Origin of the sequence: Streptomyces umbrinus (genome assembly GCF_030817415.1) — a bacterium.
GTDB classification, from domain to species: domain Bacteria; phylum Actinomycetota; class Actinomycetes; order Streptomycetales; family Streptomycetaceae; genus Streptomyces; species Streptomyces umbrinus_A.
Genome location: NZ_JAUSZI010000002.1, coordinates 423,691 through 439,893 on the forward strand (window position 1 = coordinate 423,691; position 16,203 = coordinate 439,893).

The 16,203-nt window shown below is 69.1% G+C and carries 14 protein-coding genes; 2 read left to right on the forward strand and 12 right to left on the reverse strand.

All coding sequences use genetic code 11. The annotated features are described in order from the left end of the window. Positions 1-17: 17 nt before the first annotated feature. Positions 18-1,187: a glycoside hydrolase family 76 protein gene (locus tag QF035_RS02585; protein ID WP_307517844.1), complete on the forward strand. Its 1,170-nt coding sequence runs from the start codon at positions 18-20 to the stop codon at positions 1,185-1,187. On the opposite strand, the gene QF035_RS02590 is transcribed toward QF035_RS02585, so the two are convergent. The 4 genes from QF035_RS02590 to QF035_RS02605 all read right to left on the reverse strand — a co-directional run bounded on the left by QF035_RS02590 (position 1,188) and on the right by QF035_RS02605 (position 5,439). Then, positions 1,188-2,219, reverse strand: coding sequence for a LacI family DNA-binding transcriptional regulator (locus QF035_RS02590; RefSeq protein ID WP_307517846.1), 1,032 nt, complete (start codon positions 2,217-2,219; stop codon positions 1,188-1,190). A gap of 92 nt (positions 2,220-2,311) precedes the next feature. Then, positions 2,312-3,607, reverse strand: a complete 1,296-nt coding sequence (locus tag QF035_RS02595) for an ABC transporter substrate-binding protein (RefSeq protein ID WP_307517848.1) — start codon at positions 3,605-3,607, stop codon at positions 2,312-2,314. 55 nt (positions 3,608-3,662) lie between these two features. Further along, positions 3,663-4,574, reverse strand: coding sequence for a carbohydrate ABC transporter permease (locus QF035_RS02600; RefSeq protein ID WP_307517850.1), 912 nt, complete (start codon positions 4,572-4,574; stop codon positions 3,663-3,665). Further along, positions 4,558-5,439, reverse strand: coding sequence for a carbohydrate ABC transporter permease (locus QF035_RS02605; RefSeq protein WP_307517852.1), 882 nt, complete (start codon positions 5,437-5,439; stop codon positions 4,558-4,560). Before QF035_RS02605 ends, QF035_RS02600 begins: the two co-directional genes overlap by 17 nt. Before the next feature lie 275 nt (positions 5,440-5,714). Between QF035_RS02605 and QF035_RS02610 the strand changes: the two genes are divergently transcribed. Then, a complete protein-coding gene (locus QF035_RS02610; protein WP_307517853.1) occupies positions 5,715-7,112 on the forward strand; it encodes a glycoside hydrolase family 125 protein in 1,398 nt (465 codons plus the stop codon). A gap of 487 nt (positions 7,113-7,599) precedes the next feature. Here the strand turns inward: QF035_RS02610 and QF035_RS02615 are convergent, their stop codons facing one another. From QF035_RS02615 to QF035_RS02650, 8 genes are read right to left on the reverse strand one after another with little or no spacing between them, the layout of a single operon-like run. Then, positions 7,600-8,883: an NAD(P)/FAD-dependent oxidoreductase gene (locus QF035_RS02615; RefSeq protein ID WP_307517855.1), complete on the reverse strand. Its 1,284-nt coding sequence runs from the start codon at positions 8,881-8,883 to the stop codon at positions 7,600-7,602. Positions 8,884-8,930: 47 nt separating this feature from the next. Beyond that, the gene (locus tag QF035_RS02620; RefSeq protein WP_307517857.1) at positions 8,931-9,596 is read right to left on the reverse strand and encodes a haloacid dehalogenase type II; all 666 of its coding nucleotides are present in this window, start codon (positions 9,594-9,596) and stop codon (positions 8,931-8,933) included. Positions 9,597-9,652: 56 nt separating this feature from the next. After that, entirely contained in the window at positions 9,653-10,591 is a 939-nt protein-coding gene (locus QF035_RS02625) for an aldo/keto reductase (RefSeq protein ID WP_307517859.1), read from the reverse strand. After that, positions 10,588-12,048, reverse strand: coding sequence for an aldehyde dehydrogenase family protein (locus tag QF035_RS02630; RefSeq protein ID WP_307517862.1), 1,461 nt, complete (start codon positions 12,046-12,048; stop codon positions 10,588-10,590). The genes QF035_RS02625 and QF035_RS02630 overlap by 4 nt, the downstream gene beginning before the upstream one ends. Beyond that, positions 12,045-12,998, reverse strand: coding sequence for a succinylglutamate desuccinylase/aspartoacylase family protein (locus QF035_RS02635; RefSeq protein WP_143642238.1), 954 nt, complete (start codon positions 12,996-12,998; stop codon positions 12,045-12,047). Before QF035_RS02635 ends, QF035_RS02630 begins: the two co-directional genes overlap by 4 nt. Positions 12,999-13,022: 24 nt before the next feature. Next, positions 13,023-14,414: an aminotransferase class III-fold pyridoxal phosphate-dependent enzyme gene (locus QF035_RS02640; RefSeq protein WP_307517864.1), complete on the reverse strand. Its 1,392-nt coding sequence runs from the start codon at positions 14,412-14,414 to the stop codon at positions 13,023-13,025. Next, positions 14,411-15,274, reverse strand: a complete 864-nt coding sequence (locus QF035_RS02645; RefSeq protein WP_307517866.1) for an ABC transporter permease — start codon at positions 15,272-15,274, stop codon at positions 14,411-14,413. The genes QF035_RS02640 and QF035_RS02645 overlap by 4 nt, the downstream gene beginning before the upstream one ends. Further along, the gene (locus QF035_RS02650) at positions 15,271-16,203 is read right to left on the reverse strand and encodes an ABC transporter permease (protein WP_307517869.1); all 933 of its coding nucleotides are present in this window, start codon (positions 16,201-16,203) and stop codon (positions 15,271-15,273) included. The genes QF035_RS02645 and QF035_RS02650 overlap by 4 nt, the downstream gene beginning before the upstream one ends.

Consider the following 16,203-nt stretch of genomic DNA (forward strand, 5'->3'; position numbering starts at 1 on the left):
CTTTGGAGGCGCTCCCCATGCCCAACTTTCCCTCTCGGCGAGTGATGGTCGGTTCCGGCCTGGCCGCGATGACAGCGATGGCCACCGCACCGGCAGCCGCAGCGGAACGCTCGGGTCCGGCCCGGGCGCTGTCGCGTGCCATCGCCGCGTACTCCGCGATCGAGAGACACTTCGGCACGAAGGACGGTTCCGGGCTGGTCCGCGAGCAGTATCCGTCGGCCGCCGACGACAAGCCCTACTCGTACGAATGGCCCTTCTCCCAGGTGCACATCGCCGCACTCGACCTCACGGCCGTGGACGCGACGTACGAGCCGGAACTGGCCCGACGGTCGAAAGCGCAGGAGCACTTCTGGAACGCCGGCGGAGGCACGACCGGGCTTCCCGGATACGACTCCTACCCCGTCGCCCCGTACGGCACGGGCGGCGACATGTTCTACGACGACAACGAATGGGTCGGCCTGGCGAAGGTCCAGCGCCATCTGCAGACCGGGGACACCGCCGCTCTGGCACGCGCGAAGGAGATCTTCGCCCTGGTCAGGTCCGGCTGGGACACCGATACGAGCCACGCCGCACCCGGCGGCGTCTTCTGGACCCAGGCCGACTGGAGCCACGACCGCAACACCGTCTCGAACATGCCGGGTGCCCAACTCGCCCTGCGCCTGCACCAGATCACCGGCGAGGCCGACTATCTGAACTGGGCGAGACGCTTCTACGACTGGACGAACACGCATCTGCAGCGCCCCGACGGCCTGTACTGGGACCACCTCGACCTCAAGGGCACCGTCGAGAAGACCGTCTGGTCCTACAACCAGGGCGTGCCGGTCGGCGTCAACGTTCTCCTCTACGAGGTCACCCGCGACCGCGCCTATCTGCGCCGGGCCGAGCGGATCGCCGAGGCCGCGTACGACTACTACGTCACGCAGGGGCGGCTGTTCGCGCAGCCCGTGTTCTTCAACTCGATCTTCTTCAAGAACCTGCTGCTCCTGGAGTCGGCGACCAAGAAGGACAAGTACCACCAGGCGATGGCCGACTACGCCGACCAGGTGTGGTCCACGATGCGCGACCCCGCCACCGGCCTCGTGCACTTCAACGCGGCCGGCGGTACGGAAGCGATCCAGCAGGCGGCATTCGCGCAGATCTATGCCGTGCTCGCGTGGCCCCGCGCCAAGTGGCGGACGCTCTACTGACTACGGGTGCCCGATCTCTCCCGTGCCGCGCGCGATCAGCTGGACCGGGAGGACGACACGGCGGGAGGGGGCGTCGTCGCCGTTGATGCGGTCCAGCAGAAGGTGGGCGGCATGGCGGCCGAGTTCCTCGGTGTCGGAGGTGACCACGGTGACCGGAGTAGGGAGCATGTCGGCCAGTTTGAAGTCGTCGAAGCCGACGACCGCGACGGTGGTCTGGAGCTGCCGGCAAGCGCGTAGGACGCCCTCGGTGAGGAATCCCGTGGTGGAGAAGACCGCGGTGGGTGGACGGTCGGAGGTGAGCAGGGTGTGGGTGGCGGACTCGGCCTCCTCGGCGGTGCCGCGGCTCAGGGTGACGACCAGGTCGTTGTCGGGGCTGATGCCACTGCGGCGGAGGGCCTTGCGGTAGCCGCGCAGCCGTCGGCCGGTGCTGTAGTAGGAGGGGGCGACGAGAATGGCGATCCGGCGGTGACCCTGGTCGATGAGGTGCTGGGTGGCCTTGTGTCCGCCGTCCTCGTTGTCGACGAGCACGACGTCGGCCTCGGCGCCGGTGGCCGGCCGGTCCACGAAGACGATGGGCACGTGGTCATGGCCGTTGATCTCGTTGAGGAACGCGTGGTCGCCCTGGTCGGGGACGATGATGAGCCCGGCGACGCGTCGTCCGATGAGCTCGCCCACGGCGCGGCGTTCGACCTCCGGGTCCTCGTCGGCCGTGCTGAGGAGGACCGCGTAGCCGGCCCTGTTGGCCACTTCGACGGCGGCCTTGGCCAGGGACGCGTAGAACGGGTTGGTCAGGTCGCCGAGCAGCAGCCCGATGGTCATCGAGTTCTGTCCGGGACGCAGCGAGCGCGCGATCTCGTTGCGCTGGTAACCGATGGCGCTGATAGCCGCGTTCACCCGCTCGGCCGTCTCCTCGCGGACCGTTCCGATGCCGTTGACGACGCGGGAGACGGTGACGACGGCGACTCCGGCACGCTCCGCGACATCGCGCATCGTGGGCCTGGCGTTCTGGTGGCGCGGGGGACGACTGCTCACGTGAGTTGAAGACCAACCTTCCATCGCGTACCGGGGCCGGGACCGCCCTCAGGATACGTTTCTGGTCCCGGCCCGCCGCTCGGTCCGCGGCGCTAACCGTTGCTCTTGATCACATCGTTGATCTTGTCGGTCATCGTCTGGAGGTCGGAGAGCGGCTTCTTGCCGTTGAGGATGTCCGGCCAGTACGCGGTGATCAGGTCGTTCGACTGGCTGGCCCACTGGGTGGTGAAGCGCACGCCGATGGTGGTCTGCGTGTTCAGTCCCTCCTTGACCGTGGACGCGACCGTCGTCTGGCCGGACTTGTCGAGGGCGCCGAAGTAGGACTTCTGGGCCGAGAGGTAGGCCGGGGCCGCGACCGGGGAGTCGGGCAGCACCTTGGTCCACACGGTGGAGTCGAGGTACTTGAGGACCTTGAAGGTGGCGTCCGCGTTCTGGGTGTACGACGGGGTGCAGATGCCCACGGCGTCGTACAGGGTGGCCGGCCTGGTCACCTGGGGAAGGGGCGCGAACCCGTACTTGATCTTCGGCTTGTCGGTGAGGAAGCCGGCGGCAAGCCACTGGCCGCTCCACAGCATCGGGATCTGCCCGGAGGCGAACAGCGCCTGCTGGTTGCTGATGTCGTAGCCGGGCGGTGCGATGGCCCCGCTCTTGATCCCCGCCACGACCTTGCGGACGCCTTCGGTGTACGTCGCGTCGATGGTCGTCTTCGTGGGCTGGTGGACCGAGTCGGCGAACGGCGCGCCCCCCGCGGACAGCGCGTACGTGCTGAGAGAGAAGGGGCCGTCCGTGGAGGTCAACGCGTCGGCGACCAGGCCGTACTTGGCGCCCTTCGCGTGCAGTTCGGCGGCGGCGTCGAACATCTGGTCCCAGGTCCACCCGGTGGCGGGCACGGTGATGCCGGCGGTCTTGAAGGCGTCGATGTCATACCAGATGCCGTAGGTGTTCAGCAGCGAGGGAACACCGCCGATCTTGCCGTCGGCGGTCTTCCAGTTCTTCATGGTGGACGAGACGAAGCTGCTCGCGCCGAAGTCGCTGGAGCCGGAGAGCCGGGAGGACCAGTCGGTGAGCAGGCCCTGGTTGGTGTACTGCTGCTCGGTGTCGTTGCCGCACCAGAACAGGTCGGGCAGTTTCTTGGCCTGGGTCAGGGCCGCGAGTTTGTCGCTGTAGTTGCCGTTGGGGGTGTCGATGCGCTTGACCGTGATGTTCGGGTCGTGAAAGCCGGTCAGCGCCTGGTCGATGGCCTTGTTGGTGGCAGCGGACTCCCAGGTCATGAGGGTGACCGTCGCCTTGCCGTCCGACTGCTCTCCGGACGAGCCGCCGCAGGCCGCCGTCGCGAGCAGTCCCCCCGCCGTCAGCAACGCTCCGGCGAGACGGATCAATCGTTTCATCATGGCCTCCTGATACCTGGCTGGTACACGGCTCGTTGGTGGGTCGGGATGTGGATCAGCGCTGGTTGACGGTGCCCAGAGCGCTCAGGCCCTGGATGAAGTAGCGCTGGGCGACGAAGAACACGGCCAGTGGCGGGAGCATGTAGAGCAGGTTGGTGGCCATGTAGAGGTTCCAGTCCGGGGTCTGGCCTGCGAACTGGGAGGCGAAAGAGGCCATGCCGACGCTCAGCGGCCACTTCTCCGACGAGTACAGATAGATGAGCGGGTTCAGGTAGTCGTTCCAGGACATCTGGAAGGCCAGGATTGACATCGTTATCCAGGCAGGCTTGGTGATCGGGAGCATGACGCTTACGAAGATCCGGACGTGTCCCGCGCCGTCGACCTTGGCCGCCTCGTCGATGGAATGAGGGATCGACAGGAAGTACTGGCGGGCGAGGAAGATGAAGAGCGGATTGCCGCCCAGGAAGGCCGGGACGATCAGCGGCAGCCAGGTGTCGTACCACCCGATGTCCTTGAACAGCTGGAACAGCGGGATGATGCCGACCACCGGGGGCAGCAGCATGCTGCCGACGAAGACGTAGAACCACACCTTCCGGCCGGGGAAGCGCAGCCGGGCCAGGGCGTAGCCGGCCATCATCGAGGTCATCACGCCGCCGATCACCGACAGACCGGTGATGACGACGGAGTTCAGCAGCAGCCGCGGGAAGTGGATGACCTTCGGCCCGTCGATGAAGTTCTTGAAGTGGAACTCGTGGGGCAGCAGTCTCGGCGGGACCTCGAAGACCGCCGAGGGGCCCTTCAGCGCAACCGTGAGCATCCACAGGATGGGCAGGATCATCACCGAGCTGATCAGCAGCGCGACGGCGTACCAGGACGCCGTGCGTACGGCCCTGCCGCGCGGCTTCGCCGGCGGGGCTGTCGTCGGCGCCGTCGTCGGCGCCCTCGTGACGTCAGGAGACGTGGTCACTGTAGGTCCAAATCGACGAGAAGCGGGCGGTGGCGGCGATCACGACGACGATGACGAGGAAGAGCACCCACACCTGGGCGGAGGCGTAGCCGAACTGGGAAACCTGACCGAGTTTGGGGAAGCCGTTGCCGTAGATCGACAGCATCAGCGTCCTGGTGCTGAACCCGGGACCGCCCAGGCCGTCCGGCGAAAGGATCTTCGGCTGGTTGAACGCCTGAAGCGCCGTCACCATCTGCAGGACCACCTGCAGCACCATGATCGGGCTGATCAGCGGCAGGGTGATCCGGAAGAACACCGTGCGGGGGCCGGCACCGTCGAGCCTGGCCGCTTCGTACAGTTCGGTGGGGACCGCCTGGAGCGCGGCGAGGAAGATGATCATCGTGGCGCCGACGCTCCACAGCATGACGATCACGATCGAGGGCATCGCGGAGTTCTCACCCGACAGCCACTCACTGGTGGGCAGGTGGAGCCAGTCCAACACCTGGTTTGCCAGGCCGACTTGGGGGTTGAACACGAACTTCCAGAGCGTGATCGTGGCCACCACGGGCAGCACGACCGGCAGATAGCACAGGGTCCGCAGCAGGCTGACACCCCGCATCCGCTGGTTGCAGAACACCGCCAGGGCCAGCCCGATGGCCAGCGACAGCGGCACGTACAGGACGACCAGCAGCAGCGTGGCGCGCACCGACGGCCAGAAGGACGGGTCGGTGGTGAACATCCTGCGGAAGTTGTCGAGGCCGATGAACTCCGGGTCCGACAGGCCGTTGTAGCTGGTCAGCGCGAAGTAGGCGGACCGGAACAGCGGGTAGAGGACGAACGCCGTGAAGCCGATGACCGCCGGCGCCAGGAACACGTACGCGGCCACGGTGTCCGAGGACCGCTTGCGTCGCCGTCGCCAAGGTCGTCCGAAGCGCCCCGGGCTCCCCCGGTCGGGCGGCCGGTCCACAGGCGGTGCGGTGGTTCGCGTCTCTTGGTGCGGAGTGGCTGTCACACGCGCTCACCTTCTGACTCCGAGGAGTTGGCGATGACTCGGACCGGGCGGACCCGGCCGTCTGGTGGTCTCCAGCTCCTTCAAGGTAACGTTTCCATTCCCTGTTGATCACACGGTGGCGCACGCCCCAGAGGGAGTCAAGAGGCGCGATGGTAACGTTTCCCAAGCCAACAGCCGGAACCGCGTGGGCGGTTCCGGAGTCGCTGAGGACACTCGGCCGACGGCTGTCCACCGAACTGCGGGGCAGCCCGGCAGCGGACATCGTCGAGAGTTGCCTGACCAACACCTGGACCACATCGATGAGTTGGGGCACCCCGCCGTCGGATGCCCCGGAAGTCCCGGGAGTGCCGGAAGTCTTCGTGAGGACCGGAGACATTCCGGCGATGTGGCTGCGGGACAGCACGGCCCAGGTCCGCCCCTACCTCGCCGTGGCCGAGGATCCCGAGGTCGGCGACGTCCTGGTCGGTGTCTCGCGCCGCCAGATCCGCTGCGTCCTGCTGGACCCGTACGCCAACGCCTTCAACGACGGACCCACCGGAACGCACGGCGAGCCCGCCGACCGGCCCACGCCCGGGGCATGGGTCTGGGAGCGCAAGTACGAACTCGACTCCCTCTGCGCGCCGTTGCAGTTGGCGTACGCGATCCGGCGGGCAACGGGCCGCGAGGACCACCTCGACGACGCCTTTCACCGCGCCGCCTGGACGATCGTACGGTTGTGGCGGGCGGAGCAGTCCCACACGCACTCGCCCTACTGGTTCGTCCGGCCGTCCGGCCCCTTCGCCAGTGACAGCCTTCCCCAGGGCGGCCGCGGAGCCGGCGTCCGGCGGACCGGTATGACGTGGTCGGGCTTCCGGCCGAGCGACGATCCCTGCCGGCACGGCTACCTCGTCCCGGCCAACGCACTGGCGTCGGCGAGCCTGCACGGGCTGGCCGAACTGGCCTCGTCCGCTCTCCGCGACGTCGAACTCGCCCGCGAGTCCCGGAGGTTGGCCGACGAGATCGACGCCGGAATCCTCGCGCACGCGGTGGTCGAGGCAGGCGGCGCATCCGTACTCGCCTACGAGGTGAACGGCCTCGGCCCAGTACTGCTCGGCGACGACGCCAACCTCCCGAGCCTGCTGGGCCTTCCCCTGAGCGGCTGGTGCGCACCGGAGGACCCTCTCTATCAAGCCACCCGGCGTCTTGTGCTCTCCGAGGCGAACCCTTCGTTCTTCGGCGGCAGGTACGCGTCCGGCGTCGGCAGTACGCACACGCCGGGCGGTCACGTCTGGCCCCTGGCCATCGCCACGGCCGGCCTGACCGGCGACGAGAACGCCGCGGCACAGGCCCTGCGGACGCTGGCCGCCACGACCGCCGGTACCGGCCTGATGCACGAGAGCTTCCATGTCGACGACCCCGGCCGGTTCACCCGGTACTGGTTCGGCTGGGCCAACGCCATGTTCTCCGAACTCGCCCTCGATCTGTGCGCGGGAGGCGTACGGCAACTGTTTCCCGTGCATCCGCGGGCTCTGCCGGCTACTCCGAGCGCGAGCGGCAGGCCCGCCTGACCTGAGTCAGCCGTGGCCGTCGGGAGGACAGCTCGGCCGGTCCGGCGGCGCCAGGACGGCGACGCTGCGACTCGGCCATTCCGGATCCGTACGCTGCGCCTTCGCCGCGCCTGAACCGTCACCGTCCCGCACCCCGAGGAGCCTGCCGTGCTGCGCCTGCCCGACACAGTCCACGTCATGACCGACTCCACCCGGCCACACACGGCGGTTTCGGGCACCGAAGGTGTCCGGACGGTGCGCAGCACCCAGGTCACCACCGAGCGGACGGCCGGCGGTATGCGGGTATGCGCCCGCGCAGGCGCGGCGGGTCTGTCGCGGATCGTGCTGCACTGGAGGCACAACGCGCCCGAAGACGCGCGGATCAAGGCTGGGATGTCGGGGCGGGTGCTGGAGCACGAGTCGGGGTCGCGCCGCCCGGAAGGCCGCGGGGACGGGCCAGGGCCGCTGCTTGGGCAGTCCCCGCGGCTTCAACGCCGTCGGAATCGGCTCAGAGCAGCCTGTCCTTCGCCTTGTAGTAGGCGCCGCCGAAAGGCAGGAACCAGGGCGTGCCGTTGTAGAAGGGGACGGGGACTTTCGGGAAGCCGAATCCGCGCAGCGGGTTGGCCTCGGGCTTGCCGTCCATCATCTCGGCGACCGTCCGCCCCATGTACGTGGCCATCTGGACGCCGTGGCCGCAGTAACCCATGGAGTAGTACAGGCCGTCGACTTCACCGGCGTGCGGGATGCGGTCCCAGGAGAAGCCGACCATGCCGCCCCACACGTAGTCGATCCGCACCGTGGCGAGCTGCGGGAAGATCTCGGTCATCTCCCGCTTGAGGATATCTCCACTCTTGATGTCGGAGGCCGGGTTGGAGGGGGCGAAGCGGGCCCGGCCGCCGAAGGCGAGGCGGTTGTCCGGGGTGAGGCGGACGTAGTGGCCGACGTTCTTGTGGGCGACCAGCAGGCGGCCGTTCGGGATGAGTTCCTTGGCGCGTGCCTCCCCCAGCGGCTCGGTGACGATGATGAAGCTGCCGACGTTGATCAGCCGTTTGCGGAACCACGGCATCGACTTGTCGGTGTAGGCGTCCGTCGCCGCCATGACCTGCTTGGCACGGATGGTGCCGTTCATTGTCTCCACCAGGAAGCCTCCTCCGGACAGGCGGGTGAGGCCGGTGGCGGCGTTGCGCTCGTGGATCTCGGCGCCGGCGCGCTCGGCGGCGTCTGCCAGGCCGCCGACGAATTTGCCCACGTGCAGGCCCGCGCTGAGCGGGTCGAGCAGGGCACCGTGGTAGTAGTCCGTGCCGAGCTCGGCCCGCAGTTCGCTCTTGCTCAGGACCACCGTCTCGTGGCCGAAGTTCTCGGCCAGATCGCGCTGCTTGGCCCGCAGGCCCTCGAAGTGCCCGGGCTTGCAGACCGCGCCGAGGCGCCCGGAGCGGTTGAAGTCGCAGTCGATGTTCTCGGTGTGGGTGAGTTCCTCGACGACGTCGACCGCCTCGCGGAAGGCGTCGTACAGCTCACGGGCCCGCTCCTGCCCGTAGCGCTTGCGCGCGTCGGCGGGGCTGATGGTGATGCCCTGGGTGCACATGCTGCCGTTGCGCCCGGAGGCGCCCGAGCCCACCTTGTCCTTCTCGACCAGGACGACCCGGGCGCCCTTGCGGGCGGCGTGATAGGCGGTGGACAGGCCGGTGAGACCGCCGCCGATCACCACCACGTCCGCCTCGTCGGGCAGGTCCTTTCCGGAACGGTCGGGGAAGGCGGGGGCTGTGTCCAGCCAGTAGGGGATCTGCTTCATGGCGTGCGTCCTCTGTGTTCTCGGTCTGTTTCGCCGTTGTGCTTCGGTCAGCAGCCGAGCAGCTTCGGCAGGCCCGACAGGTCCCGCAGCTCGTCGTACGGCTGGTAGTCGGCGCTGCCGGGGCGGCCGTAGCGGTTGATCCACACCCGGCGCTTCAGGCCGAGGTCGCGGGTCGGGATGTGGTCGTACTCCCAGCCCTGCGCGGTGTGGATGACCTGGGACGGCTCGACGCCCATGGTCTTGAAGGCGTACTCGAAGGTCTGGCGGTCCGGCTTGTAGGCGCCGGCCTGCTGGGCGGTGATGACGTAGTCGAACTCGACGCCGATGTTCTCCACGTTGCGCGCGATCAGGTTGTCGTCGGTGTTGGAGATGATGGCGATCTCGTACTTGGTCTTCAGGGCGCGCAGCGCGTCCGGAACCTCCGGGAAGGGGCCGAAGGTGGGGACGGCCTCGACGAGGGCGTCCCCGTCGGAGTCGCGGTACTCCAGGCCGTGCAGACGCATGGCGTTGCGGAGGCTGGAGTGCAGGATCTCGTGGTACGGACGGTAGGCCTCCAGGACGGCCTGGAACCGCATGACGCGGAAGTCGTCGAGGAACTCGTCGACGTCCAGGTTGTCCAGGTCCAGCCGGTCTTCGAGGACCTTCAGGGTCGTGGGGGCGAGCTCGAAGTTGATCAGGGTCGCATAGGCGTCGAAGGTGACGATCTCTCGCATGGTGTTCGCCTCAGTCTCGCGGGATTCCGGATTTTCCAGGGGGTGGGGTGGGGGCTTCAGACGACGCGTTCACCGGGGGTGACGATCGCGTCGAGTGCGGCCAGATCGGCCGGGTCGGGGGTCCAGTCGGCCGCCGCCGCGTTGGCGGTGACCTGTTCGGGGGTCATGGCGCCGCAGATGACGGAGCCGACAGCGGGGAGCGCGGCCAGTGCGCCCACGGCGACCTGAAGGAGGGTGAGTCCTCGTTCGGCGCCGTACGCGGTGAGCGCCTCGACCTTGTCGAGGGCCGCGTCGGTGAGCCAGCCCTGCCGCCAGGACAGCCGGCTGCCGGGCGGGGGCTCCTCTCCGCGCCGGTACTTTCCGCTGAGCAGGCCGTTGGCCAGCGGGTAGTACGGCAGGAGGCCCACACCGTGGCTGACGCAGGCGGGGACGACGTCCTTCTCCACAGCGCGGTCGAGCAGGTGGTAGCGGGCCTGGACCGACACGAAGGCGTCCGTGAGGTCCTCAGGCGGGAGGTTGGAGCAGCCGATGTACCGGATCTTGCCCTCGTCGACCAGTTCCCGGAGCGCGGCCACCGTCTCCTCCAGCGGAGTGACGCCGTCCGGCTCGTGGTACTGGTACAGGTCGATGCGGTCGGTGCCGAGCCGCCGCAGCGACGTCTCGACGGCGTACCGGAGGTAGGCACGTGCCCCGCGCGGTCCGTACAGGTCCGCGTCCCTGCCCATCTCCATGCCGAACTTGGTGGCCAGCACGACTTCGTCGCGGCGCCCCTTGAGGGCGGTGCCGAGGAGCCGTTCGCCGTCACCGCGCCCGGTGCCGCTCTCCCCGAACCCGCCGTACACGTCGGCGATGTCGAAGAGGGTGATCCCCGCGTCGAGAGCCGCGTGGACGACGGCCTTCGTTCCGTCCTCGTCGAGTCGGGAGCCGAAGTTGTTGCCGCCGACGCCCACCACGGAGACGGCAGGGCCGCGTTCACCGAGCACGCGGTATCTCATGACCGGCTCCCGAAGCCGATGCAGACGTTCTTGGTCTGCGTGTAGCTGTCGAGTGCCGCGAGGCCCTTCTCCCGGCCCCAGCCGCTGTGCTTGTAGCCGCCGAAGGGCAGTTCCACGCCGGTGCCGACGCCGGTGGCGTTGACGTAGACCTGGCCGGCCCGGATGCCCTCGGCGAGCCGCATCGCCTTGTCGATGTCACGGGTCCAGACGTAGGACGCGAGGCCGTACGGGCTGTCGTTGGCGATGTCCAGGGCCTCGTCGGCGTCGTCGAACTCGATGACGGTGATGACGGGGCCGAAGATCTCCTCGCGGGCGCACCGGGCGTCGTTGGTCAGGCCGGTGAGCACGGTCGGTTCGACGTAGTAGCCGTCGGCCAGGGCCGGTTCGGACGGGGCACGGCCACCGGCCCGTGCCACGGCGCCCTCCTCCCGGGCCAGGTCCAGGTAGCCCAGCACCCGGTCGCGCTGCCGGGCGGCGACCAGCGGGCCGACGTCCGGGTCGGTGAGACCCGGGCCGACGCGCAGTGCGGCGGCGTGGGCGACGAGCTTGTCGAGGAACTCCTCGGCGCCGCGCTGGAGCAGCAGCCGGGTGCCGGCCGAGCAGGTCTGGCCGGCGTTGCCGAAGGCCGAGGCGGCGACTGCTCCGAGGGCCAGGTCGAAGTCGGCGTCGGCGAAGACGACGACCGGGGACTTGCCGCCCAGTTCCGTGACGGAGGGGACCACGTTGGCGGCGGCAGCCTGGGCGACCTTTATGCCGGTGGGCACCGAGCCGGTGAAGGTGACCTGGTTGATGTCCGGGTGCCCGGCGAGCGCCGCGCCGGTCTCGCCGTCACCGGGGACGACGTTCAGGACGCCCGGCGGAAGGCCGCACTCCAGGGCGATCCTGCCGATCTCCAGCGGGGTGAGGGGCGCCTCCGGGGAGGGCTTGAGCACCACGGTGCAGCCCGCCGCCAGCGCGGGGGCGGAGCCCCTCGCGGTGTTCTGCAGGGGGTAGTTGAAGGGGATGATCTGGCCGGAGACGCCGATCGGCTCTCGGACGGTGTAGTCGATGAGGCCGGGCCCGAGGGGGATCGTGGTGCCGCCGAGCTTGTCGGCGACACCCGCGTAGAACTCGAAGTACCGGGCGGCGGCTTCGACGTCGGCCTTTGCCTGGCGCAGTGGCTTGCCGACGTCCTGGCTCTCCAGGCGGGCCAGCCGTTCGCCCTGGTAGCGGATGGCCTCCGCGATCCGGTAGAGGATGCGGCCCCGGTCGGCGGCGCGCATCGCGGCCCATTCGGGAGAGGTGAGCGCCGCGCGGGCGGCGGCCACCGCCTGGTTCACGTCCGCCTCGCCGGCCAGGGCCACCTGGGCGACGGCCGTGCCGTTCGACGGGTCGAGGACGGTGAAGGAGCGTCCGTCGGCGGCGGGGACCTGCTTGCCGTCGATGAGCAGTTCTGTCAGCTGCGGTTCGCCGGTCATGGCCGGATCTCCCCCAGCACCTCGCCGAAGATGACGACCTCGTCGCCGGGGCGGACGGTGCGGATCCGGCGGACCCAGAGCACGATGCCGTCCTGCGGGGCGGTGACCTCTTCCAGCGTGTTGCCGTAGTGGTCGGTGATGGTGGCGATCAGGTCGCCTTCCTTGCAGTTCTCCCCCGGCTCGGCGCGGGCGACGAAGAAGCCGCCGGCGGCGGAGCGGGCGAAGGTGCCGGAGACGGTGGTGTAGGTGTCCCGCAGCTCCGCCTCGCCGTCGGTCATGCCGAGGCTGCGCAGTACGTTGCGGATCGAGTTCATGTGCGTCTCGACGTTGGCCTCGCGGTAGGTGCCGCCGCCGACCTCGATGGTGATGGCGGGCTTGCCCGCCGCGAGAGCGGGGTGGCGGACCGTGCCGCCCCACTTGCCGCCCTTCCAGACCAGCTCGTGACCGGCCGCCAGTGCCAGGTCGGTTGCCAGGTCCTCGTAGCCGCCCTGGAGGATGACCAGCGGGGCGATCTCGCCGTAGGCGCCGCCGGTGTGCAGGTCGACGACGGCGTCTACGGCCGGCACGACCTGCTCGACGAACGTGGCGGCCAGCCGCTGCGAGTACGAGCCCTCCGCGTCGCCGGGGAAGATGCGGTTGAGGTTGAGGTGGTCGATGCCGCTGGCGCGGGCGGCCGCCTCGAAGGCGGGGGTGTTCATGCAGGGGATGCCGACGACGGTGCCGCGCAGGGTGGCCGGGTCGATCTCGGCGAGCACACGCCGGACGGCCTCCTGGCCGTCGTACTCGTCGCCGTGGACGCCCGCGTCCACACACAGGACCGGGCCGTCCTGCGCGCCGTTGACGACGATGAGCGGGATGCCGAGCTCCACGCCGTAGGTGCTGGTGCCGACCGGGATGAGGCCCTGGGCGCGCTCGCCGGGGGCGACGGTCAGCGAACCGATGGAGTACATGGGGTTCCTTTCCAAAAACGTGGATCAAAGGCGGGCGGATGCCTCGGCGAGGGTGCCGGCGACGATCGCGGCGATACGGTCGAGGAGAGCGCGGTCGCTGATCAGCGGGGGCGCGATCTGGACCAGCGGCGCGGAGCGGTTGTAGACGCGGGCCAGCAGGCCGGCTTCACGCAGTCGGCGCGGGATCAGGCCGACGACCAGATCGGCCCGGGCGCGGTCGCTGAAGCCGCCGCCGTCGAGGTCGCCGACGAGTTCGCAGGAGTAGAAGAACCCGGCGCCGCGGACATCGCCGACGATTCTCAGGTCCGTGAGGGCCGCCATGCGGTTCGCCAGGTTGTCCTGGAGACCGCGGACGTTGTCCAGGATCCGGTCCCGCTCCATGATCTCCAGGTTGCGCAGGGCGATGGCCGCGCTCAGCGGGTGCCCGGCGAAGGTGTAGCCGTGGTTGAGGACCGCGCCGGGCCGGTTGATGACCTCGGCGACCTGGGTGCTCACCAGGGTGGCGCCCATCGGGGCGTATCCGGCGGTGATGCCCTTGGCGACGGTGACCATGTCCGGGCGGGCGCCGTAGAGGTCACCGCCGAACCACTCCCCGACCCGGCCGAAGGCGGTGATCACCTCGTCGGCGACGAGCAGGAAGCCGTACCGGTCGGCCAGCGCCCGCAACCCCTGCCAGTACCCCTGGGGCGGGGTGATGCAGCCGCCCCGGTTCTGCACCGGCTCGGCGATGAGCATGGCGATCGTCTCCGGGCCCTCGGCCAGGATCTCGGCCTCCAGCTCGGCCAGCAGGTGCGCGGTGAAGGCGGTGTCGTCGGCGAACTCCGGTGCCAGACCGAAGCGGCTGGTGTTCGACACGAACCGGGTGTCGATCGCCGGCGGTCCGTACGGGTCCGTCAGGCCGGGGTCGTCGGTGAGGGACAGGGCCCCGATGGTCAGGCCGTGGTAGGCGCCCCGCCGGGCGATCGCCTTGGTGCGGCCGGGTTCGCCGTTCAGGGCGTGGTGGCGGCGGGCGATCTTCCAGGCGGTCTCCACTGCTTCGGCGCCGCCGCCGCAGAAGAAGGTGTGCTCGATGTCGACGGGGGCGATCCGGGACAGCCGCTCGGCGAGTTCGATCGCCGTCGGGTGCGCGGAGCCGGTCCACAGCGGGCTGTAGCACAGCTCGCGCAGTTGCTTCTCCGCCGCCTCGGCGAACTCGGGGCCGTAGGAGTAGCCGAGCTGGCAGCAGTACAGCCCGGACAGGCCGTCGATGTAGCGCCTGCCGTCGACGTCCTCGACGTACGGGCCCTCCCCGCACCGGACGACGAAGAGGTCCTCGCCCTCCGGGCCCAGCGAACCGTTGGGGGTCATGTGGAGCAGCAGGTGCCGGGCCGCAGTGGCGGACAGTTCACCGGCCGAAGCGCGGGTGCTGGTGATCATGACGCCTCGCTCCCCGCGGACAGACCCGTCCCCGGCTCCGTCGGCAGCAGACCGTCCTGTTTGCCGACGCCCAGTCGGCGCACCGCCGCGACCAGGACCAGCGCCACGACGGCGACCGCGATGAGCAGCGCGCTGACGGCCGTCACCGACGGGTCGACATCGAACTGGAGGACGTTGAACATCTGGACGGGCAGGGTCGTGGTGTCCACCGAGGACAGGAACATGGAGATGAAGAACTCGTCGAAGCTGGTGATGAAGGAGAAGATCGCGGCGGCGATCATCCCGGGCATGGCCAACGGGAGCGTGATGCGCCGGGCGACGGTGAGACGACCGGCGCCCATGCTGGCCGCCGCGTCCTCCAGCCGTTCGTCGATGCCCTGCAACGTGGCCATGAGGATCATCACGGCGATCGGCGAGGCCAGCACGGTGTGGCCCAGCGCGAGGGCGATCGGACTGCCGAGCATCGAGGCCGGCTCGAAGAGAAGAAACAGGCCAAGGGCGATGACGACCTGCGGGATCACCAGGGGCGCCAGGACCAGGCCGTAGACGGCCGAGCGCAGCGGCAGCTTGCTGCGCACCAGGGCGGTCGCCGCGGTCATGCCCAGGACGAGCGAGAACACGGTGGTCAGCGAAGCGACCAGGGCACTCAGGGAGAGCGCGGCCGGCCACTTGCTGCCGTCGGCGAACAGCTGCTCGTACCAGCCGAGCGTCCAGGAGTCCGGCGGGAAGGACCCGAACGCGTCGCTGCCGAAGGAGGTCACGACGATGAGGACGATCGGCAGGGCGAGGAAGAGCAGTACCAGCGTGGACAGGACCGTCAGGACGATCCGCCCCGTCAGTGTGGAACGCAGCGCGATCATGACGTACCCCTGTTCTTCGCTGCCTCGCCGACGACCTTGATCAGCCGCAGCAGGAGCAGACCCGCGAAGGTGAGGAGCAGCAGGATGATGCCGAGCGCGGCGGCGCCGTTCCACTGGCTCTGTTTCATCACCTGCTCGCTGATGAGCGAGGCGACCATGGTCTGCTTCGGGCCACCCATCAGGGCAGGAGTGAGGTAGTAGCCGAGGCAGAGGATGAAACACAGGATGCCCGCGTTGATCAGGCCGGGAGCGACCATCGGCAGGTAGACCCGGCGGAAGATCGTCAGCCGTCCCGCGCCCATGCTGGCTGCGGCGGCCGGCAGCCGGCGGTCGATGCCCTTCATGACCGCGTACAGCAGCAGCACGGTGTACGGCAGCATCACCGAGGTGGTGCCGATGACCACGCCGAGTTCGTTGTAGAGCATCTGGAACGGAGCACCCGGGACGTCCAGGTCCGTCAGAGCGTTGTTGATGACGCCGTGTTCACCGAGCAGGATGATCCAGCCGTAGGTGCGCACCAGGGCGCTGATGAAGTGCGGCACGATGACGATGATCATCACCAGGCCTGCCCACATCGGCTTGAGCCGGGAGACGGCGGCAGCCAGCATGAAGCCGATGACCAGGCTGAGCAGCGAGGTCTCGGCGGAGATCCGCAGAGTGGTGAGGAGGACCTTCAGGTTGGAGCCCTGGAGGGCGTTCGCGTACCAGTGCAGCGTCCAGCCACCGTCCTCGCTCTTGAGGCTGAGGAGCAGGGTGCTGAAGATCGGGTAGACGAACAGCACCAGCAGATAGACGACCACGGGGGCGGCGTTGAGCAGCCCGAAGCGGGTGCGGCGCTCGGACAGCGCGCGGCGCAGCCGTCCCTGGGAGGCCGCGGGGGCCTTGGGACCCGGGGCAGGAGGCGCGGGGGCGAGAACGGATCCGGCCAT

Bases quoted from the DNA above. Each gene is read 5' to 3' on its own strand.
- QF035_RS02595 (WP_307517848.1), bottom strand. From the start codon at position 3,607: ATGAAACGATTGATCCGTCTCGCCGGAGCGTTGCTGACGGCGGGGGGA.
- QF035_RS02625 (WP_307517859.1), bottom strand. From the start codon at position 10,591: ATGAGATACCGCGTGCTCGGTGAACGCGGCCCTGCCGTCTCCGTGGTG.
- QF035_RS02645 (WP_307517866.1), bottom strand. From the start codon at position 15,274: ATGATCGCGCTGCGTTCCACACTGACGGGGCGGATCGTCCTGACGGTC.
- QF035_RS02610 (WP_307517853.1), top strand. From the start codon at position 5,715: ATGGTAACGTTTCCCAAGCCAACAGCCGGAACCGCGTGGGCGGTTCCG.
- QF035_RS02640 (WP_307517864.1), bottom strand. From the start codon at position 14,414: ATGATCACCAGCACCCGCGCTTCGGCCGGTGAACTGTCCGCCACTGCG.
- QF035_RS02635 (WP_143642238.1), bottom strand. From the start codon at position 12,998: ATGTACTCCATCGGTTCGCTGACCGTCGCCCCCGGCGAGCGCGCCCAG.
- QF035_RS02650 (WP_307517869.1), bottom strand. From the start codon at position 16,203: ATGGCCGGATCCGTTCTCGCCCCCGCGCCTCCTGCCCCGGGTCCCAAG.
- QF035_RS02615 (WP_307517855.1), bottom strand. From the start codon at position 8,883: ATGAAGCAGATCCCCTACTGGCTGGACACAGCCCCCGCCTTCCCCGAC.
- QF035_RS02630 (WP_307517862.1), bottom strand. From the start codon at position 12,048: ATGACCGGCGAACCGCAGCTGACAGAACTGCTCATCGACGGCAAGCAG.
- QF035_RS02620 (WP_307517857.1), bottom strand. From the start codon at position 9,596: ATGCGAGAGATCGTCACCTTCGACGCCTATGCGACCCTGATCAACTTC.
- QF035_RS02585 (WP_307517844.1), top strand. From the start codon at position 18: ATGCCCAACTTTCCCTCTCGGCGAGTGATGGTCGGTTCCGGCCTGGCC.